This window comes from Streptomyces sp. NRRL S-340 (assembly GCF_000720185.1).
Lineage (GTDB): Bacteria > Actinomycetota > Actinomycetes > Streptomycetales > Streptomycetaceae > Streptomyces.
The window spans coordinates 67095-86040 of sequence record NZ_JOIY01000027.1 but is presented as its reverse complement, the minus strand read 5'-3'; the positions used below and the strand labels follow the sequence as shown (position 1 = coordinate 86040).

Here is an 18946-nt window from a genome sequence, read left to right as displayed (position 1 = left end):
CGGCCGGACGGCCGCCCCCGCCCCGCCCCCGGCCCGGGACGGAGATCCCGCCGGTGTGGTGGCAGGGGGCGCGGCGCGGGTAGGTTCCGTGCCATGGCAGCCCGCACTCACTCCGTCACCAACCAGGTCCCCCCGCTGACCGGGTACGACGTCTTCGCCGCCGACCGGGCGCTGACCGAGGCGGTCGAACGGCATGTCGGACCGGGCTCCGGTCTGCTCGACGAGGTCCGCGGCGAGCTGTCCGCGCTCGGCCGGGCCGCCGGCTCCGCCCAGCTCCAGGAGTGGGGGGCGCAGGCGAACGAGAACCCGCCCCGGCTGCGCACCCACGACCGCTACGGCCACCGCGTCGACGAAGTGGACTTCCACCCGGCCTGGCACCGGCTGCTCGGCAAGGGCGTCTCGGCCGGCCTGACCGCCGCCTGGACGCGCCCGGCCGGACATGTGCGGCGGGCGGCGGCCTTCCTGGTGTGGACCCAGGTCGAGGCGGGCAACGGCTGCCCGCTGTCGATGACCCACGCGGCGGTCCCCGCGCTGCGCGCCGACCCGGAGCTGGCGGCCGAGTGGGAGCCGCGCCTGACCTCGACGGTCTACGACCGCGAGCTGCGGCCCGCCCGCCTGAAGGCCGGCGCCCTGCTCGGGATGGGCATGACGGAGAAGCAGGGCGGCAGCGATGTACGGGCGAACACCACGTCGGCGCGTCCGCTGGCCGAGGACGGCACGTACGAGCTGACCGGGCACAAGTGGTTCTGCTCGGCCCCCATGTCGGACGGCTTCCTCGTGCTGGCGCAGGCCCCGGGCGGTCTGACCTGCTTCCTCGTCCCGCGCGTGCTCGCCGACGGCACGCGGAACGTGTTCCTGCTCCAGCGGCTGAAGGACAAGCTGGGCAACCGTTCGAACGCCTCGGCGGAGGTCGAGTTCGACGGGACGTGGGCGCGCCGGGTCGGCGAGGAGGGGCGCGGGGTGCGCACCATCATCGAGATGGTCGCGGCGACCCGGCTGGACTGCGCGGTCGGCTCGGCCGGCCTGATGCGGCAGGCGGTGGCGCAGGCGGTGCACCACTGCACCCACCGGGAGGCGTTCGGCGGACCGCTGGCCGGCAAACCGCTGATGCGCAACGTCCTGGCCGACCTGGCGCTGGAGTCGGAGGCGGCGACCGCACTGGTGCTGCGGCTCGCGGCGGCCTGGGACGACGGCGGCGAGCAGGAGCGGGCGCTGCTGCGGATCGCGGTGCCGGCCGCGAAGTACTGGGTGACCAAGCGGTGCGCGCCCCTCGTGGTGGAGGCCGCGGAGTGCCTGGGCGGCAACGGGTACGTCGAGGAGTCCGGGCTGCCCCGGCTGGTGCGGGAGTCGCCGCTCAACTCCGTCTGGGAGGGCGCGGGCAACGTCCAGGCCCTCGACGTGCTGCGGGCGCTGCGCCGCGAGCCGCAGGCACTGGACGCCTTCCTGCGGGAGGTGGGGTCGGCGCGCGGCGCCGACCACCGGCTGGACGCCGCGATCAAGTCCCTGCTGACCGAATTCGCCGACCTGGAGGGCATCGAGGCCCGCGCCCGCCGTCTGGTGGAGCGGCTGGCGCTGGTCCTGCAGGGTTCGCTGCTGGTGCGGTACGCGCCCCCCGAGGTCGCCGACGTCTTCTGCGCCTCCCGGCTGGGCGGGGACCACGGCGCCGCCTTCGGCACACTCCCGCACACCCTGGACCTGGCGGCGCTGGTGGAACGCGCCCGTCCGGTGTCCTGACGCGGCGGACCGTGGCCGGGCCCGGCCGTCAGGGGCGGCCCGGCGCCCGGGGTCCGGCGGTGCCGGGCGATGCTTTTCGGACACCCCGCGGGGGTGGTGCCGCGCCGACACGGCACCACCTCCGCCGCAGGCCCGTCGCAGGCCGCGGACGCCGCGCGGGGCGGCACAGGACAAGTCTCGGGCAGCGCGGCCGGGTTCACCAGGGTTGCGGGGGGTTGCAACCGGCCTCGCGGATGGCCGGAGCCGTCCCCTGCGGCGGCGGCGGACGGCACTATGAACCGGACAGTGGCCGACGGCCGGTGAACGGCCGGGCGAGAGCGGGGCAGGGCGCCGGCGCGTGCCCGCGGCCCCCGGGGGATCCGGGTGCCGGCGGCCCCTTCTGGCGGGAGGATCCAGTGGCACAGGCGCCGGTGGACGTGACACGGCTCGCCGCCGTCGACGCGGCGGGGGCGGCACGGCTGCTCAGCGAGGTCCGTTCCCGGACGCTCGCCGGCCGCCCCACCCGCGTGGCCCCGCGGCCGGTGATAGGCCGGTCCTGGGAGCGGATGCTGCGCAGCGGCGTCGATCCCGACCACGACTTCCGCTCCGGGCTGCTGCCCCGCGACGAGGTGGAGCGGCGGCGGGAGACCTCCGCGCTGCGGCACGTGCTGCCGGTGCTGCGCGAGGGCCTGCTGTCGTTCGCGGACGCGGCGCAGCACATCATGGTGGTCGCCGACGAGGACGGTCGGGTGCTGTGGCGCGAGGGGCACCCGTCGGTGCTGCGCAAGGCGGACGGCCTCGGCTTCGAACTCGGCGCCGACTGGCGCGAGGACGTCGTCGGCACCAACGGGGTCGGCACCGCGGCGGTGGTGCGCCGGCCCGTGCAGGTCTTCGCCTCGGAGCACTTCGTGCGCTCGCACACCACCTGGACGTGCACCGGGGCGCCCGTCACCGACCCGCGCGACGGCCGGCTGATCGGGGTGGTGGACGTCAGCGGCCCGCTGGAGACCGTGCACCCGGCGACGCTGGCCTGGGTGGACTCGGTGGCCAAGCTGGCCGAGGCCCGGCTGCGCGAGCTGCACCTGTCCTCGCTGGAGCGGCTGCGCGCGGTGGCCGCTCCGGTGCTGGCCCGGCTGGGCGGCCGGGCGGCGGTGGTGGACCGCGACGGCTGGACGGCGGCGGTGACCGGGATGCCGTACACCGCGCGGATCACCCTGCCCAAGTCGCCCGTTCCCGGCCCCCGTTGGCTGCCGCCGATCGGACCGTGCTCGCTGGAGCCGCTGGCGGACGGCTGGCTGCTGCGGGCCGGCGAGGAAGCGGCCCCGCACGGTGAGGCGCACATCGTGCTCGACCTGTCCCGCCCGCACCGCTGGTCGCTCACGGTCTCGGGCGGCGCCGGCAGCTGGACGCGCGAACTGAGCCCGCGCCACGCGGAACTGCTCTGCCTGCTGGCCGTGCACCGGACCGGCCGCAGCGCGGCGGAACTGGCCGGGGAGGTGTTCGCGGATCCGGCCCGCACGGTCACCGTCCGGGCGGAGATGTCCCGGGTACGGCGGTACCTGGGCGCGCTGCTCGAACACCGTCCGTACCGCTTCCGTGAGGACGCCGGGGTCCGGCTGCTGCTCCCGGACGATCCCCGCGATCTGCTGCCGCAGTCGACGGCGCCGTCGGTGCGCCGGGGGCGGGCGGCGTCCACGGTGCCCTGAAGGGGCCCGCCGTGCCGCCGTCCCGTATCTCGCGCGAGTTTGCGGGGTCTTCGGCGTACGGCGCGCCGGACTGCCGTAGCATCACTGTGGGTCGCCCCATCCGCTCCTTGCTCAACGCTGGGAACCCGCGGCGCAGTTGGCCCGCCCGGCCGGCGGGCGTCCCGGAGGCGGACCGAGCCCTGGAACAAGGGGGGTTGGATGAAGCAACGCGGGCGACACCGCCGGCGCAGACGGGGCAGGGCGCTGCGCGCGGTCCTGGCCGGAGCCGGCCTCGCGCTGACCGCCACCGCCACCTTGATCAGCGCCTCGCAGGCCACGGTCACCGACGACCCGGGCGCCCTGCGACCACTCACCTCGGCCACCGAACTGGCCGGACTGCGGCTCACCGAGCAGCCCGTGCCCGCCGCGTCCCTCGACCGGCTCGCCGCGGCGATGGGCCGGCCGGTCGACGCCGGTACGGTGCTCGGCGCCGCCGACCGCAGCCTGCGCGACGCCGCCGACTGCACGGACGAGGAGAAGAAGGCCCTGCCCGTCGAACCGGCGGCCACGCGCGCGTACTGCTGGGACACCGAGGACGCCGCCACCGGCGAGTGGCGGCCGCAGTCGGTGGCCGCCGCGGGCGACGCGTCGGGCACCGGCCGGTGGGGCACGCACCGGGTGATCCTCTCCGGCTGGACCCACCGCGGCGACGGCACCGGCCGCGGGCGGCTGGCCCGGGTGGCCTTCGTCGACGCCGACGACCCGGCCCGCCTCACCTACACCTGGGCGCTGCTCGCCGTGCCGGTCGACGGCGGGCGTGACTACCGCGCGCTCGCGTCGCGCGTCACGGGCATGGTCCGGTACCAGGACAAACTGCTGGTCACCACCTCCGGTGCCGAGCGGGACGCACTGTACGTCTACGACCTGCGCCGCATCCAGCGGGCCACCGTCACCGCCGACGCGGTCGGCCGGGTGCCGGGCGGCTGGTCGGCGCACGGTTACCGCTGGGTCCTCCCGGCGGTCGCCTCCTACCGCCCGGCCGCGGGCGGCTGCGACCGCACGGCGGGCCCGGACGGCACGGGCGGGGCCGGGAGCGGCCCGGGCACGGCGTCCGCTTCAGCACGTATGTCCGTCTCCGGCGGCGGGTACGGGTCCGGCGCACCGGGCCGGGAGGGTTCCGCCCCTCCCTGCCCCACGGGCCTCTCCCTGGACGACAGTTCGACGCCGGACAGCCTGGTCGCGAGTCAGACGGCGGCGGCGGACGGCGACCGCCACACCCGTCTGTGGCGCTACCCCTTCAGTACGGACCCGGCCCGCGCCGGGCTGCTGGCCGCCGACTCCGCCGGGACGGTGGGCGCGGCCGAGGCGTACGAGACCGACGCGAACGGCGTGCGGGGCGTGTTCGCGCACCGCACGGGCCCCTCGGGCCACACCGACTGGTACCTGGGCCGCACGGCGGGCAAGCGGGGCGGGCACGGCACGCTGTGGCGGCAGGACGAGCACGGCGCCGAGGCGACGGAGTGCGGGGCGTCGGGCGACACGCACCGCTGCTGGGGCGACGGCGCCGGCTCCCTGTCCTACGAGCCCGGGACCGGCGAGCTGTGGTCCGTCTCCGGCCGCACCCTGTTCGCGGTGCCCCTGTCCGCCGTCGAACACGAACTGCACTAGGCCCTGTCGTCCGGGTCCGGCCCGACCCGGACGAGGGTCGCCGGCCCCGCACCGGGCCCCTCCCCCGGCGCCCGGGCAGCCCCTGTCGATCGACACGGACCCCGGCCGGATGATTCCCTGGCCGGCATGACGAACATCGCCGTGACCACCTGGTCCCTGGAGCAGACCGCCCCGACCGACCTCCTGCCGGCCACCGCGCCCGAGGGGGACGTCCGGGTCGTCCGTTCCGAGGTGCCCTCGCCCGAGTTCAGCCGGTTCCTGTACGCGTCGGTGGGCGGCGACATCCGCTGGACGGACCGGCTCGGCTGGACGCACGCCCGGTGGCGGGCGTACCTGGAGCGTGCGGGCGTCGAGACCTGGGTGGCGTACGACCGGGGCACTCCGGCGGGCTACGTCGAACTGGAGGCGCAGGACGACGGGGTGGTCGAGATCGTCTACTTCGGGCTGATCCCCGCCTTCCGCGGCCGTCGGATCGGCGGCCACCTGCTGTCCCACGGCGCCGCCCGCGCCTGGGACCTGGCCGACCGCTGGCCGGGGCTCGCGCCGACGAAGCGGGTGTGGCTGCACACGTGCAGCAAGGACGGCGAGCACGCGATGGACAACTACCAGCGCCGCGGTTTCAAGCTGTTCGACACCAAGGTCGAGGAGGAGGCGGAGGTGGCCGCTCCGGGTCCTTGGCCCGGCGCCTTCCCGGCCTGATCCGCGGGCGCTTCCCGGCCTGACCCGCCCGACGCCCCACCGGCCCGATCCACCGGCGCTTTCCCCCCGACCGGATCCGCCCGCGCCCGTCCCCACCTGACCGCTGCCGGGCGCCTTCCCGGGCGGATCCGCCCGCGCCCTCCCGGCGCGATCCGCCCCGCGCCCCGGCCTGGCCCGTACAGGGGGCAATCGCTTTCCCGTATGTGACCGCCGACACCTTGTCCCGCATCTCGGGACAAGGGTGTCCGCAGTCTGGACAAAGGTGGACTGTGTCCAGATCTCCGTGCCACTCTGCGGTCATGCCTGGAACTGGAACCGCCTTGGTGAGCCGACGGCACGTCGACCACGGCCGCATGTCCAGCGCCATCTGTCCGGCGAGCTGACTCGCCCGCGGTGGCCTGAGCGGCCGCCGGCACAGCACCACCGGATCTTCTCCCTCCCCTTCCCGCGCAACGACGCGCCCGCCTGCCTGTCTGCCCGTGCGCCCGCATCCGCGCAGGTCAGAGCCGCATACCCCGCTGTCCCGAAGGACGTATCGACCATGGCCGCCGCCTCTTCGCAGAACTCCGCCGCGCCCCGCCGCAAGGTGAGCCGTCACCGTGGCGAGGGACAGTGGGCCGTGGGGCACCTGACCCCGCTCAACGGCAACGAGCAGCTCAAGAAGGACGACGACGGTCTCAATGTGCGGACACGCATTGAGACGATCTACTCCAAGCGCGGTTTCCACGCGATCGACCCCAATGACCTGCGGGGACGTTTCCGCTGGTGGGGCCTGTACACCCAGCGCCGTCCCGGGATCGACGGCGGGCGCACCGGCCTGCTGGAGCCCGAGGAGCTGGAGGACGAGTACTTCATGATGCGCGTCCGCATCACGGGCGGACGGCTCACCACCGAGCAACTGCGGGCGATCGGCGAGGTCTCCGAGACCTACGCGCGGGGCACCGCGGACATCACCGACCGGCAGAACATCCAGTTCCACTGGGTGCGCATCGAGGACGTGCCCGCCATCTGGGAGCGCCTGGAGTCGGTCGGCCTGTCCACCACCGAGGCGTGCGGCGACTGCCCGCGCGGCATGCTCGGCTCCCCGGTCGCGGGCGTCGCCGAGGACGAGATCATCGACGGCTCGGCCGCACTGGACGAGATCGCCCGCCGCTACATCGGCGACCCGCGCTTCTCCAACCTGCCGCGCAAGTTCAAGACGGCCGTCTCCGGCTCGCCGCTCCTGGACGTGGCGCACGAGATCAACGACATCTCCTTCGTCGGCGTGGTCCACCCCGAGCACGGCCCCGGCTTCGACCTGTGGGTCGGCGGCGGTCTGTCCACCAACCCCCGGTTCGGCGTGCGGCTGGGCGCCTGGGTGCCGGAGGCCGAGGTGCCCGACGTCTGGGAGGGCGTCACCTCGATCTTCCGGGACTACGGCTACCGGCGGCTGCGCAACCGGGCCCGGCTGAAGTTCCTGGTCGCCGACTGGGGCGCGGAGAAGTTCCGCCAGGTACTGGAGGACGAGTACCTGCACCGCAAGCTGATCGACGGTCCCGCGCCCGAGATGCCCGCGCAGGCGTGGCGCGACCACATCGGCGTGCACCGGCAGAAGGACGGCCGGTTCTACGTCGGTTTCGCCCCGCGCGTGGGCCGGATGGACGGCTCCCTGCTCACCAAGGTCGCCGCGCTGGCCGAGGAGCACGGCTCGGGCCGGGTCTCCACCACCGTCGAGCAGAAGATGATCGTCCTGGACGTGCCCGGAGACCGGGTCGACTCGCTGGTCGACGGCCTGGAGGCGCTGGACCTGCGGGTCAGCCCCTCCCCGTTCCGGCGCGGCACGATGGCCTGCACGGGCATCGAGTTCTGCAAGCTCGCCATCGTCGAGACCAAGGACCGCGGCAGCGACCTCATCGACGAACTCGAGCGCCGGCTGCCCGGCTTCGAGGAGCCGGTCACCATCAACATCAACGGCTGCCCGAACGCCTGCGCCCGCATCCAGACCGCGGACATCGGTCTCAAGGGCCAGCTGGTCACCGACGCCGACGGCAACCAGGTCGGCGGCTACCAGGTCCACCTGGGCGGCGCCCTCGGCCTGGAGCCGTCCTTCGGCCGCAAGGTCCGCGGTCTGAAGGTGACCTCCGCCGAGCTGCCCGACTACATCGAGCGGCTCCTCAAGCGCTTCCAGGCGGAGCGCGAGGACGGCGAGCGCTTCGCCGCCTGGGCGGCCCGGGCCTCCGAGGAGGCGCTGTCGTGAGCGAGCGCGCGGCGCCCTTCTACTGCCCCTACTGCGGCGAGGAGGACCTGCGCCCGGGTGAGCAGACCCACGGGGCCTGGGAATGCGCGGCGTGCAACCGCGGCTTCCAGCTGAAGTTCCTCGGGCTGCTGGCCCGCGGGATCCAGCGGACCGCCGACGACGGAGGGAACGAGCAGACGTGACGGCCACTCAGCAGGAGCGTTCCGCCGAGGAGTTGAAGACGCTGGCCGAGCAGGCCGGCCGTGACCTGGAGGAGTCCTCCGCGCTGGAGATCCTCCGGTGGGCGGCCGACACCTTCGGCAAGCGGTTCTGCGTGACCTCGTCGATGGAGGACGCGGTGGTCGCCCACCTCGCCTCCCGGGCGATGCCCGGCGTGGACGTGGTGTTCCTCGACACCGGCTACCACTTCCCGGAGACCATCGGCACCCGCGACGCGGTCGAGGCCGTGATGGACGTCAACGTCATCACCCTCACCCCGAGGCAGACGGTCGCCGAGCAGGACGCCGAGTACGGTCCGAGGCTGCACGACCGCGACCCCGACCTGTGCTGCGCGCTGCGCAAGGTGCGCCCGCTCCAGGAGGGCCTCACCGGCTACCAGGCGTGGGCCACCGGGCTGCGCCGCGACGAGTCACCGACCCGGGCCGGCACGCCGGTGGTCGGCTGGGACGAGAAGCGGCAGAAGGTCAAGATCTCCCCCATCGCCCGCTGGAGCCAGGACGACGTGGACGCCTACGTCAGCGAACACGGCGTCCTGACCAACCCGCTGCTGATGGACGGCTACGGCTCCGTGGGCTGCGCGCCCTGCACCCGGCGCCTGCTGGAGGGCGAGGACGCGCGGGCCGGCCGCTGGGCGGGCCGCGCCAAGACCGAGTGCGGGCTGCACGGCTGACCATGACACACATACAGGAGAACCACGTGACGACCGGAGCCACCGTCTGGCTCACGGGTCTGCCGAGCGCCGGCAAGACCACCATCGCGCACGAGCTGGCGGGCCGGCTCCGCGAGGAGGGCCACCGCGTCGAGGTGCTCGACGGCGACGAGATCCGCGAGTTCATCTCGGCGGGCCTCGGTTTCAGCCGCGAGGACCGGCACACCAACGTGCAGCGGATCGGCTTCGTCGCCGAACTGCTCGCCCGCAACGGTGTCCTCGCGCTGGTCCCGGTGATCGCGCCGTACGCGGACAGCCGGGACGCGGTCCGCAAGCGGCACGCGCAGCACGGCACGGCCTACGTCGAGGTGCACGTCGCCACCCCGGTCGAGGTGTGCTCGGTGCGCGACGTGAAGGGCCTGTACGCCAAGCAGGCCGCGGGCGAGCTGACCGGTCTCACGGGCGTCGACGACCCCTACGAGGAGCCCGAGAGGCCCGACCTGCGGATCGAGTCGCAGCACCAGAGCGTGCAGGAGTCCGCGGCGTCGGTGTACGCCCTGCTCAGCGAAAGGGGACTGGCATGACGACGACCGTCACCGAGGCCGAGGAGGGCACGGCGGGGCCGTACGCGCTCTCCCACCTGGACGCGCTGGAGTCCGAGGCGGTGCACATCTTCCGCGAGGTGGCGGGCGAGTTCGAGAACCCGGTGATCCTTTTCTCCGGGGGCAAGGACTCGATCCTCATGCTCCACCTGGCGCTGAAGGCGTTCGCGCCCGCGCCGGTGCCGTTCGCGCTGCTGCACGTGGACACCGGGCACAACTTCCCCGAGGTGCTGGAGTACCGGGACCGCACGGTCGAGCGGCACGGGCTGCGCCTTCACGTCGCCTCCGTGCAGGACTACATCGACCGGGGCGTGCTCAAGGAACGCGCGGACGGCACCCGCAACCCGCTGCAGACGCTGCCGCTCACCGAGAAGATCCAGGCGGAGCGGTTCGACGCGGTCTTCGGCGGCGGACGCCGCGACGAGGAGAAGGCCCGCGCCAAGGAGCGGGTGTTCTCGCTGCGCGACGAGTTCTCCCAGTGGGACCCGCGCCGCCAGCGCCCCGAGCTGTGGAACCTGTACAACGGCCGGCACGCGCCCGGCGAGCACGTCCGCGTCTTCCCGCTGTCCAACTGGACCGAGCTGGACGTGTGGCAGTACATCGCCCGCGAGGGCATCGAGCTGCCGGCGATCTACTTCGCGCACGAGCGTGAGGTCTTCTCCCGGAGCGGCATGTGGCTGACCGCCGGCGAGTGGGGCGGCCCCAAGGACGGCGAGCGGGTGGAGAAGCGGCAGGTCCGCTACCGCACCGTCGGCGACATGTCCTGCACCGGAGCGGTCGACTCGGACGCCGACACCATCGAGAAGGTGATCACGGAGATCGCCGCCTCCCGGCTCACCGAACGCGGTGCCACCCGCGCCGACGACAAGCTCTCCGAGGCCGCGATGGAAGACCGCAAGCGCGAGGGGTACTTCTAACCATGACCAGCATCACCGAACCCACCGAGCCGCTGTCGGTCGAGCAGCTGCCGGAGACGACGCTGCTGCGGTTCGCCACCGCCGGGTCCGTCGACGACGGCAAGTCCACCCTCGTCGGCCGGCTGCTGCACGACTCCAAGTCGGTCCTCACCGACCAGCTGGAGGCCGTGGAGCGCGCCTCCGCAGGCCGCGGCCAGGACGCCCCCGACCTGGCGCTGCTCACCGACGGCCTGCGGGCCGAGCGCGAGCAGGGCATCACCATCGACGTGGCCTACCGCTACTTCGCCACCGCACGCCGCCGGTTCATCCTGGCCGACACGCCCGGCCATGTGCAGTACACGCGGAACATGGTCACCGGCGCCTCCACCGCCGAGCTGACGGTGATCCTGGTCGACGCCCGCAACGGCGTCGTCGAGCAGACGCGCCGGCACGCCGCCATCGCCGCCCTGCTGCGCGTCCCGCACGTGGTCCTCGCCGTCAACAAGATGGACCTGGTCGAGTACCGGGAGCCGGTGTTCGCGGCGATCGCCGAGGAGTTCACGGCGTACGCCACCGAGCTGGGCGTCCCGGAGGTCACCGCGATCCCCATCTCGGCGCTCGCCGGTGACAACGTGGTGGAGCCGTCCTCGGTGATGGACTGGTACGGCGGCCCGACCGTCCTGGAGCACCTGGAGACGGTCCCGGTCAGCCACGACCTGGCGCACTGCCACGCCCGGCTGCCCGTGCAGTACGTGATCCGCCCGCGCACCGCCGAGCACCCGGACTACCGGGGCTACGCCGGTCAGATCGCCGCGGGTTCGTTCCGCGTCGGCGAGGAGGTCACCGTGCTGCCCTCCGGCCGCACCTCGCGGATCTCCGGGATCGACCTGCTCGGCGTGCCGGTCGACGCGGCGTGGACGACGCAGTCGGTGACCGTGCTGCTGGAGGACGACATCGACGTCTCGCGCGGCGACCTGATCGTGCCGAGCAAGGACGCGCCGGCCACCACCCAGGACGTCGAGGCGACCGTCTGCCACGTCGCCGACGCCCCGCTGACCGTCGGCCACCGGGTCCTGCTCAAGCACGGCACCCGCACGGTCAAGGCGATCGTCAAGGACATCCCGTCCCGGCTCACCCTGGACGACCTGTCCCTGCACCCGCACCCCGGGCAGCTCGCCGCCAACGACATCGGCCGGGTGAAGATCCGGACCGCCGAGCCGCTGCCGGTCGACTCCTACGCGGACTCGCGCCGCACCGGCTCCTTCATCCTGATCGACCCCTCCGACGGCACTACGCTGACCGCGGGCATGGTCGGCGAGTCGTTCGCCGCGCCGGACCCGGTCACGGACGCCGCCGACGAGGACGGCTGGGACTTCTGACCATGAACTCCTGCGATTTCTACTCGATGTTCGCCAAGGAGGGCGGCCGGGTCGGCAGCGGCGCCCTCGGCAGCGGACAGGGCGGGGTGGCCCGATGTGTGCGCTGACGTACGCGCACCGCATGCGCGCCCTCACCCCCCGCCTCCGCAGTAGACGAAGACCTGCCGACCTCCCGGCCACGACCTGAGAGACCGTGACCGCCGGGCCAACGAGAGGAACACCTCCCGTGCCTGCCATCCGCTCCACCGCCCTGCGCCGCGGCCTCGCCGCGCTCACCGCGCTGCCGCTGCTGACGCTCGCCGCGTGCGGTTACGGCTCGAACGCCAAGGACGACCCCGCCGGCCAGAAGATCGCCGCCGGCGCCCGCAAGACCGACGGACTGGACTCCGTCAAGATCGGCTACTTCGGCAACATCACCCACGCGACCGCCCTGGTCGGCGTGCAGAAGGGCTTCTTCCAGAAGGCACTGGGGGCGACCAGGGCCAAGTACCAGGTGTTCAACGCCGGTCCGTCGGAGATCGAGGCCCTGAACTCCGGCTCCCTCGACATCGGCTGGATCGGCCCGTCCCCCGCGATCAACGGCTACACCAAGTCGGACGGCAAGAACCTGCGGATCATCGGCGGTTCGGCGTCCGGCGGGGTCAAGCTCGTGGTGAACCCGGCGAAGATCAAGTCCCTGAAGGACGTCAAGGGCAGGAAGATCGCCACCCCGCAGCTGGGCAACACGCAGGACGTGGCGTTCCTCAACTGGATCGCCGAGCAGGGCTGGAAGGTCGACGCCCAGAGCGGCAAGGGCGACGTGTCGGTGGTCCGCACCGACAACAAGGTCACCCCGGACGCCTACAAGTCCGGCTCGATCGACGGCGCCTGGGTGCCGGAACCGACCGCGTCCAAGCTGGTCGCCGAGGGCGCCAAGGTGCTCCTCGACGAGTCCACGCTGTGGCCGGACCGGAAGTTCGTCATCACGAACGTCATCGTGTCGCAGAAGTTCCTCGAGGCGCACCCCAAGGCGGTCGAGGCCGTCCTGAAGGCGTCCGTCGAGACCAACCAGTGGATCAACGCCCACCCGGACCAGGCGAAGGCGGCCGCCAACGCGCAGCTCGCGGCGGACTCCGGCAAGGCCCTGCCGGCCGAGGTCCTCGACCCGGCGTGGAAGTCCATCCGGATCACCGACGACCCGCTGGCCGCCACCTTGAACACGGAGGCCGCGCACGCCGTCAAGGCCGGTCTGCTCCAGCAGCCCAGGCTGGACGGCATCTACGATCTGTCCCTCCTGAACAAGGTCCTGAAGGCGCAGGGCCGGCCCACTGTCAGCGACGCCGGTCTCGGCGCCCGGTAGAGCCCGTAGCCGAAGAGTTCCCAGGAGGTGACGACCATGGCCACGACCACACTCGCCAAGGCCCCCGAGGCCGTCGAGCACGCGGCACGCCTCGAGAACGTCTCGAAGTCCTTCGCGGCTCCGGGCGGGCAGCAACTCGTCCTGGACGACATCAGTCTCGATGTCGCGCCGGGCGAGTTCGTCACCCTCCTGGGGGCCTCGGGGTGCGGCAAGTCCACGCTGCTGAACCTGGTGGCCGGCCTGGACCGGCCGAGCGCCGGTTCCATCACCACGGACGGCCGCCCCGCGCTCATGTTCCAGGAACACGCCCTGTTCCCGTGGCTGAGCGCGGGCAAGAACATCGAACTCGCCCTGCGGCTGCGGGGCGTGGCGAAGCAGGACCGGCGCGGCAGGGCCGAGGAGCTGCTCGAACTGGTCCGGCTGGGCGGCGCGTACGGCAAGCGCGTGCACGAGCTGTCGGGCGGTATGCGCCAGCGCGTGGCGATGGCCCGCGCGCTCGCCCAGGAGAGCAACCTGCTGCTGATGGACGAGCCGTTCGCCGCGCTCGACGCCATCACCCGTGACGTCCTGCACGACGAGCTGACCCGCATCTGGCAGGAGACGGGCGTCTCCGTGCTGTTCGTGACGCACAACGTGCGCGAGGCGGTCCGGCTCGCGCAGCGCGTGGTCCTGCTGTCCTCCCGGCCGGGCCGGGTGGCCCGTCAGTGGTCGGTGGACATCCCGCAGCCGCGCCGCATCGAGGACGCTCCCGTCGCGGAACTGTCCCTGGAGATCACCGAAGTACTGCGTGGGGAGATCCGCCGCCATGGCCAGCACTGAGACGACGCCGGCGCGGGACGCCGAACCGGCCGGCCAGGACTTGGGCCTGGGCGGTGTGGAGGCCGGGCTGGACGCCCTGGAGCTCCCCCAGGGCGGCCGTACGCCGCTGCGCAAGACCTTCGTGGACAAGATCCTGCCGCCGATCACGGCCGTGGTGGTGGTCCTGCTGCTGTGGCAGGGGCTGATCACCTTCCACGTGGTCGACGACCCGGCGAAGCTGCCCTCACCGGCCGACGTGGGCGGCGAGTTCAAGGACGCCTGGCTGCAGGGCACGCTCCTCGGCTTCATCTGGACGTCCGTCTCGCGCGGTCTGCTGGGCTTCCTGTTCGCGCTGGCCATCGGCACGCCGCTGGGTCTGCTGGTGGCCCGGGTGAAGTTCGTGCGGGCGGCCATCGGTCCGGTGCTGTCGGGGCTCCAGTCGCTGCCGTCGGTGGCGTGGGTGCCGCCGGCGGTGATCTGGCTGGGCCTGGACAACTCGATGATGTACGCGGTGATCCTGCTCGGCGCGGTCCCGTCCATCGCCAACGGCCTGGTCTCCGGCGTCGACCAGGTGCCGCCGCTGTTCCTGCGGGCGGGCCGCACGATGGGCGCGACCGGCCTGCGGGGCGCCTGGCACATCGTGCTGCCGGCCGCGCTGCCCGGCTACCTCGCCGGTCTGAAGCAGGGCTGGGCCTTCTCCTGGCGGTCGCTGATGGCCGCGGAGATCATCGCCTCCTCGCCCGACCTGGGCATCGGCCTCGGCGCGCTGCTGGAGAACGGCCGCAACGCCAGCTCGATGTCCATGGTGTTCCAGGCCATCGTCCTCATCCTGTTCGTCGGCATCGCCATCGACCTGCTGATCTTCAGTCCGCTGGAGCGGTGGGTGCTGCGCAGCCGCGGCCTCTTCGTGAAGAGCTGAACGCCCGTGTCCCTGCACCCCGTCCTCCTGGTCGTCGCCCACGGCAGCCGCGATCCGCGGCACGCCGCGACCGTGCACGCCCTGGTCCGGCGGGTGCGGGCCGCGCGCCCGCAGCTGCGGGTGGAGACCGGCTTCCTGGACTTCAACGTGCCCTCCGTGCCGGGGGTGCTGGAGTCCCTGGCGGCCGACGGGGTCCGGGACGTGGTGGCGCTGCCACTGCTGCTGACGCGTGCCTTCCACGCGAAGGCGGACATCCCGGCGGTGCTGCGTCAGGCACCGCCGGGGCTGCGGATCCGGCAGGCCGGTGTGCTGGGGCCCTCGCCGCTGCTGACGGCGGCCCTGGAACGCCGGCTGTACGAGGCGGGCCTCGGGCCCGCCGGCAAGTCCTCGACCGGGGTCGTCCTGGCCTCGGCGGGGTCCTCCGACCCGGAGGCGATCGCGGTGATCGCCGACATCGCGCGGGAGTGGTGGCGTACCGGTTGGTGCGCCGTGCGGCCTGCGTTCGCCTCCGCGTCCCTTCCCCGCACCGAGGACGCGGTGCGGGAGCTGCGGGAGCTGGGCTGCGCGCGGGTGGCGGTCGCCCCGTACGTCCTGGCGCCCGGGTTCCTGCCGGACCGTATCGTGCGGGGCGCGGCCGGTGCGGACGTGGTCGCCGATGTGCTCGGCGCGGCGCCGGAGGTGGCGCGGGTGCTGCTGGAGCGCTACGACGCCGCGCGGCTGCCGCGGGTCACGGCCCTCGGCGCCTGACCGGCCGCTGCGCGGCGGCCGGGCCGGGGGCCGTTCAGTCGAAGCGGAGGGTTCCGGTGCGGGTGCGTTTGAGTTCGAAGAGGTCGGGGTGCGCGGCCAGTACCCGGAAGCTGTCGAACAGCCGGGCCGCCTCGGCGCCCCGCGGGACGGCCCGCAGGACCGGCCCGAACCACACCGTCCCGTCCACGTGCAGGGTCGGCGTCCCCACGTAGCCGCCCGACTCCGGTTCGGCGCCGGCCTCGTGGCTGCGGCGCACGGCGTCGTCGTACGCCGGGTCGTGGGCCGCGCCGGCCAGCTCGGCGGCCAGGCCGAGTTCGGCGAGGGCGCCCGCGACGACCGCGTCGAAGTCCGTCTCCTTCCGCTCGTGGATGCGGGTGCCGAAGGCGGTGTACAGGTCGCGCAGCACCTTCTCGCCGTACCGCTCGGCGGCGGCCACGGCGACCCGCACCGGGCCGGTCGACCTGTCGACCAGGTCGCGGTACCAGTCGGGCAGTTCGTTGCCGGTGTTGTGCAGGAACAGGCTCATCACGCGGAAGCGGAGGTCGAGCGGGCGCTCCCGCTCGACCTCCAGCAGCCAGCGGGAGGTGATCCAGGCGAAGGGGCAGGCGGGGTCGAAGAAGAAGTCGACCCGGGCGGGGGCCGCGGGGTCCGGATCGGTACGTGTACGGGTCATGCCCTGGACGCTAGTGCCCCATTGGGGCACGATCACGACCCAATCAGCGGCTGTTTTCCTGATCCACTTCTCCCCTCCCGCCCCCCGGCGGCGCCACCGGCCGCACCTGCCCCGATGATGAGGGAGCGCACGGGGGGAGCCTCCCCCGCGCCGGCCACCTCCCGTCGGGCGTCCCGCGTCCCAGAGACCCGGAAACCCCCGAGCCCCGCAGACCCGCGGTCCCCGCGGCCCCGTGGACCGGGGCCACCGCAGACCAAGGAGCGCATGTGCAGTACCGGCAGACCTTCACGCTCGGCGGCGGCCTGCCCGTCCGCCGTCTCGGCTACGGCACCGCCCAGCTCACCGGCCCCGGCTACTGGGGCCCGCGCGGTGATCCCCGGGAGGCGGTGGCGGTGCTGCGGCGGGCGGTGGAGCGCGGGGTGACCCTGATCGACACGGCCGACAACTACGGTCCGTCGCTCGCCGAGGAGCTGGTGGCCGAGGCACTGCACCCCTACCCGGAGGGGGTCGTCGTCGCCACGAAGGGCGGGGTGGTCCGTACCGGCGACGACGCCTGGCACGTGGACGGGCGGCCGGCCTCGCTGCGGGCGATGTGCGAGGCGAGCCTGCGCCGGCTGCGGCGCGAGCGGATCGACCTGTACCAGTTGCACCGGCTGGACCCGGCCGTCCCGATGGCCGAGCAGCTGGGCGCGCTGGAGGAGTTGCGGACGGAGGGGAAGATCCGGCACATCGGCCTGGACACCGTCACGGCCGGGCAGCTCGCCGCCGCGCTGGAACTGGTGGAGGTGGTCTCCGTACAGAACCGCTACCACCTGCTGGACCGCGCCTCCGAGCCGCTGCTGCGGCTGTGCGAGGAGCGCGGCATCGCGTTCCTGCCGTGGTTCCCGCTGGGCAACGGCGAGCTGGCGGGGCATCCGGCGTGCGCGCGGATCGCCGCCGGGCACGGGGCGACGCCGGCGCAGATCGCCCTGGCCTGGCTGCTGCACCACTCCCCCGTGCTCTGCCCGACCCCGGGCACGGGCACCCTCGCCCACCTGGAGGAGAACCTGGACGCGACCGGTGTGCGGCTGGCGGACGCCGAGCTGGCCCGGCTCGACGCCCTGGCCCGGCCCGGTGACGTCCCCGCTTGACCTTTCCCCTGGGGCAAGGCGGAGGGTCGCGGGCATGGACGACTTCCACGGGAAACAGACGCCGTACAGCGATCCGGGGGACCTCGACGTCAGCGGGCTGCCGGACGATCCCGGCCGGCTCGCGGGGATCGTGCGGGACCTGATCATCCACCGGGTCGAGGGCGGACGCTTCGGCTACGCGATCCCCCAGGACCGGCTGCACCAGGACGCCGAGTCGCGGTACGTCCGCGAGATGCTGCGGCTCCTGCGTGAACGCGCCGGTACCCCGCTGACCGTGCCCCGGCCGCCCGAGGTGCGGTTCGTGGGCACCTGCCGCGACTTCGCCCTGCTGCACTGCTCGCTGTTGCGCGCCACGGGGACGCCCGCCCGCGTCCGCTGCGGCTTCGCGACCTATTTCGAGGACGGCGCCCACGCCGACCACTGGGTCACCGAGTTCCGCACGCCGCGGGGAGACTGGCGGCTCGCCGACCCTCAGCTCCACCACACCTACGAGGGCCTGGACTTCGACCCGATGGACGTGCCGCGCGACCGTTTCGTCGTGGCCGCCGACGCCTGGCGGGCCTGCCGGGCAGGGCGGGCGGACCCGCGGCGGTTCGGTGTGATCGGCCTGGAGGGGATCGCGGGGCTGTGGTTCGTCGGCGGCGGGGTGCTGCGCGACCTGGCCGCGCTGAACGGCGTCGAGCTGCTGCCCTGGGACTACTGGGGCCGCGAGATCTCCGACGACGCCTCGCTCACCGGGGACGACCTCGCCCTCCTCGACGAGGTCGCCGCCGCCCGCACGGAGGCGGAGCTGCGGCGGCTGTACGCCGAGGACCCCCGCCTGACCGTCCCGGACGTGATCACCTCGCACACCACGTACACCGGTGTGCGCGAGGTCAGTCTGCGGTCATCTCCACCAGCTTGACCACCGTGTTCCAGTTCCGGGTCGTGGCGATCAGGCCGCCGGTCACGGGGCGCCGGGCCAGTCGCTCGGCGAGCCGGGAGCGGCCGAGCCCGTCGGGTGCGTACAGGTAGAGCGCGCGGTCGCCGAGGCGGAACTCCTCGGGCAGGTGGGCGGCCCGGTCGATGTCCGCGTAACGGGACGGGTCGGCCGGGGCCGAGAGATAGGTGACGTGGAGCTGGCGCGGCTCCAGGGCGGCGGCCGGGAAGGGGCAGGCCTCGGCGACGGCCCGCAGATAGGCGTGGTCGCGCACGATGACGTCCACCGCGAAGCCGAACCGCGCCTCGATCGCGGCGGCGAGTTCCGCCGCGAGGGACTCCTCGTCACCGTGCCCGCAGGTGAAGACGGCCTGGCCGCTCTGGAGGTGGGTGCGGACGTCGTCGTACCCGGTCTCCTGCATCAGCGCGCGCAGTCCGGCCATGGGGAGCTTCCTGTTGCCGCCCACGTTGATCCCGCGCAGCAGCGCCGCGTACGTCGTCGTCATCCGCCCACCCTAGAACGCCGGACCGCCCCGGTCATGGCCTTCGCCCTCCGGCCGTCACCGGCCGGCCGTCACGCCGCCCGCGGTCGGCCGGCCGTCGCGCGACGGCCTCCACCACCGGCCTGCCTGCCTCCACGACCGGCCGGCCGCCACCGGACGGTCGTCGCCACCGT

Annotated in this window: 18 protein-coding genes; 16 read left to right on the top strand and 2 right to left on the bottom strand. The window is 73.6% G+C overall.

Annotated features, from left to right (window positions below; all coding sequences use genetic code 11):
* Window positions 1–93 precede the first annotated feature (93 nt).
* The 14 genes from IG64_RS21495 to IG64_RS21425 all read left to right on the top strand — a co-directional run bounded on the left by IG64_RS21495 (window position 94) and on the right by IG64_RS21425 (window position 15549).
* Window positions 94–1734, top strand: a complete 1641-nt coding sequence (locus tag IG64_RS21495) for an acyl-CoA dehydrogenase family protein (RefSeq protein WP_037858654.1) — start codon at window positions 94–96, stop codon at window positions 1732–1734.
* Between the two features lie 395 nt (window positions 1735–2129).
* Window positions 2130–3419 carry a GAF domain-containing protein gene (locus tag IG64_RS21490; RefSeq protein ID WP_037858652.1) on the top strand — a complete coding sequence of 430 codons (1290 nt, stop codon included), beginning with the start codon at window positions 2130–2132 and terminating at the stop codon, window positions 3417–3419.
* Window positions 3420–3617: 198 nt separating this feature from the next.
* On the top strand, window positions 3618–5066 hold the full coding sequence (locus IG64_RS21485; RefSeq protein ID WP_037858651.1) for a hypothetical protein: 1449 nt from the start codon (window positions 3618–3620) through the stop codon (window positions 5064–5066).
* 126 nt (window positions 5067–5192) lie between these two features.
* A complete protein-coding gene (locus IG64_RS21480) occupies window positions 5193–5765 on the top strand; it encodes a GNAT family N-acetyltransferase (protein ID WP_037858649.1) in 573 nt (190 codons plus the stop codon).
* Window positions 5766–6306: 541 nt separating this feature from the next.
* Entirely contained in the window at window positions 6307–8001 is a 1695-nt protein-coding gene (locus IG64_RS21475; protein ID WP_037858648.1) for a nitrite/sulfite reductase, read from the top strand.
* Window positions 7998–8183, top strand: coding sequence for a hypothetical protein (locus tag IG64_RS21470; RefSeq protein ID WP_037858647.1), 186 nt, complete (start codon window positions 7998–8000; stop codon window positions 8181–8183). Before IG64_RS21475 ends, IG64_RS21470 begins: the two co-directional genes overlap by 4 nt.
* The gene (locus IG64_RS21465; protein ID WP_037858646.1) at window positions 8180–8890 is read left to right on the top strand and encodes a phosphoadenylyl-sulfate reductase; all 711 of its coding nucleotides are present in this window, start codon (window positions 8180–8182) and stop codon (window positions 8888–8890) included. The genes IG64_RS21470 and IG64_RS21465 overlap by 4 nt, the downstream gene beginning before the upstream one ends.
* 26 nt (window positions 8891–8916) lie before the next feature.
* Entirely contained in the window at window positions 8917–9453 is a 537-nt protein-coding gene (gene cysC / locus IG64_RS21460) for an adenylyl-sulfate kinase (RefSeq protein WP_037858644.1), read from the top strand.
* Window positions 9450–10388 (top strand): sulfate adenylyltransferase subunit CysD, encoded by a 939-nt coding sequence (gene cysD / locus IG64_RS21455; RefSeq protein WP_037858642.1) that lies wholly within the window; start codon window positions 9450–9452, stop codon window positions 10386–10388. The genes cysC and cysD overlap by 4 nt, the downstream gene beginning before the upstream one ends.
* A 2-nt stretch (window positions 10389–10390) precedes the next feature.
* A complete protein-coding gene (locus tag IG64_RS21450; protein WP_037858641.1) occupies window positions 10391–11746 on the top strand; it encodes a sulfate adenylyltransferase subunit 1 in 1356 nt (451 codons plus the stop codon).
* Between the two features lie 226 nt (window positions 11747–11972).
* Window positions 11973–13085: an aliphatic sulfonate ABC transporter substrate-binding protein gene (locus tag IG64_RS21440; protein ID WP_037858639.1), complete on the top strand. Its 1113-nt coding sequence runs from the start codon at window positions 11973–11975 to the stop codon at window positions 13083–13085.
* 36 nt (window positions 13086–13121) lie between these two features.
* Window positions 13122–13904, top strand: coding sequence for an ABC transporter ATP-binding protein (locus IG64_RS21435; RefSeq protein WP_037858638.1), 783 nt, complete (start codon window positions 13122–13124; stop codon window positions 13902–13904).
* On the top strand, window positions 13891–14802 hold the full coding sequence (locus IG64_RS21430) for an ABC transporter permease (protein ID WP_037858636.1): 912 nt from the start codon (window positions 13891–13893) through the stop codon (window positions 14800–14802). Before IG64_RS21435 ends, IG64_RS21430 begins: the two co-directional genes overlap by 14 nt.
* 6 nt (window positions 14803–14808) lie before the next feature.
* On the top strand, window positions 14809–15549 hold the full coding sequence (locus IG64_RS21425) for a sirohydrochlorin chelatase (RefSeq protein WP_107474314.1): 741 nt from the start codon (window positions 14809–14811) through the stop codon (window positions 15547–15549).
* Window positions 15550–15583: 34 nt separating this feature from the next.
* Here IG64_RS21425 and IG64_RS21420 read toward each other — a convergent pair whose 3' ends face one another.
* The gene (locus IG64_RS21420) at window positions 15584–16222 is read right to left on the bottom strand and encodes a DsbA family protein (protein WP_037858634.1); all 639 of its coding nucleotides are present in this window, start codon (window positions 16220–16222) and stop codon (window positions 15584–15586) included.
* A 266-nt stretch (window positions 16223–16488) separates the two neighbouring features.
* Between IG64_RS21420 and IG64_RS21415 the strand changes: the two genes are divergently transcribed.
* Both IG64_RS21415 and IG64_RS21410 read left to right on the top strand, forming a co-directional pair.
* Complete coding sequence (locus IG64_RS21415) at window positions 16489–17352, top strand: aldo/keto reductase (RefSeq protein ID WP_037858632.1); 864 nt, start codon at window positions 16489–16491, stop codon at window positions 17350–17352.
* Window positions 17353–17386: 34 nt separating this feature from the next.
* Window positions 17387–18256: a transglutaminase-like domain-containing protein gene (locus tag IG64_RS21410; RefSeq protein ID WP_037858630.1), complete on the top strand. Its 870-nt coding sequence runs from the start codon at window positions 17387–17389 to the stop codon at window positions 18254–18256.
* Here IG64_RS21410 and IG64_RS21405 read toward each other — a convergent pair.
* Complete coding sequence (locus IG64_RS21405; protein ID WP_037858628.1) at window positions 18228–18776, bottom strand: DUF1697 domain-containing protein; 549 nt, start codon at window positions 18774–18776, stop codon at window positions 18228–18230. The genes IG64_RS21410 and IG64_RS21405 overlap by 29 nt on opposite strands.
* Window positions 18777–18946: the final 170 nt, after the last annotated feature.

Coding starts and splice junctions, on each gene's coding strand:
- IG64_RS21480 (WP_037858649.1), top strand. CDS start 5,193: ATGACGAACATCGCCGTGACCACCTGGTCCCTGGAGCAGACCGCCCCG.
- IG64_RS21405 (WP_037858628.1), bottom strand. CDS start 18,776: ATGACGACGACGTACGCGGCGCTGCTGCGCGGGATCAACGTGGGCGGC.
- IG64_RS21495 (WP_037858654.1), top strand. CDS start 94: ATGGCAGCCCGCACTCACTCCGTCACCAACCAGGTCCCCCCGCTGACC.
- IG64_RS21435 (WP_037858638.1), top strand. CDS start 13,122: ATGGCCACGACCACACTCGCCAAGGCCCCCGAGGCCGTCGAGCACGCG.
- IG64_RS21475 (WP_037858648.1), top strand. CDS start 6,307: ATGGCCGCCGCCTCTTCGCAGAACTCCGCCGCGCCCCGCCGCAAGGTG.
- IG64_RS21485 (WP_037858651.1), top strand. CDS start 3,618: ATGAAGCAACGCGGGCGACACCGCCGGCGCAGACGGGGCAGGGCGCTG.
- IG64_RS21450 (WP_037858641.1), top strand. CDS start 10,391: ATGACCAGCATCACCGAACCCACCGAGCCGCTGTCGGTCGAGCAGCTG.
- IG64_RS21430 (WP_037858636.1), top strand. CDS start 13,891: ATGGCCAGCACTGAGACGACGCCGGCGCGGGACGCCGAACCGGCCGGC.
- IG64_RS21410 (WP_037858630.1), top strand. CDS start 17,387: ATGGACGACTTCCACGGGAAACAGACGCCGTACAGCGATCCGGGGGAC.
- IG64_RS21420 (WP_037858634.1), bottom strand. CDS start 16,222: ATGACCCGTACACGTACCGATCCGGACCCCGCGGCCCCCGCCCGGGTC.
- cysD (WP_037858642.1), top strand. CDS start 9,450: ATGACGACGACCGTCACCGAGGCCGAGGAGGGCACGGCGGGGCCGTAC.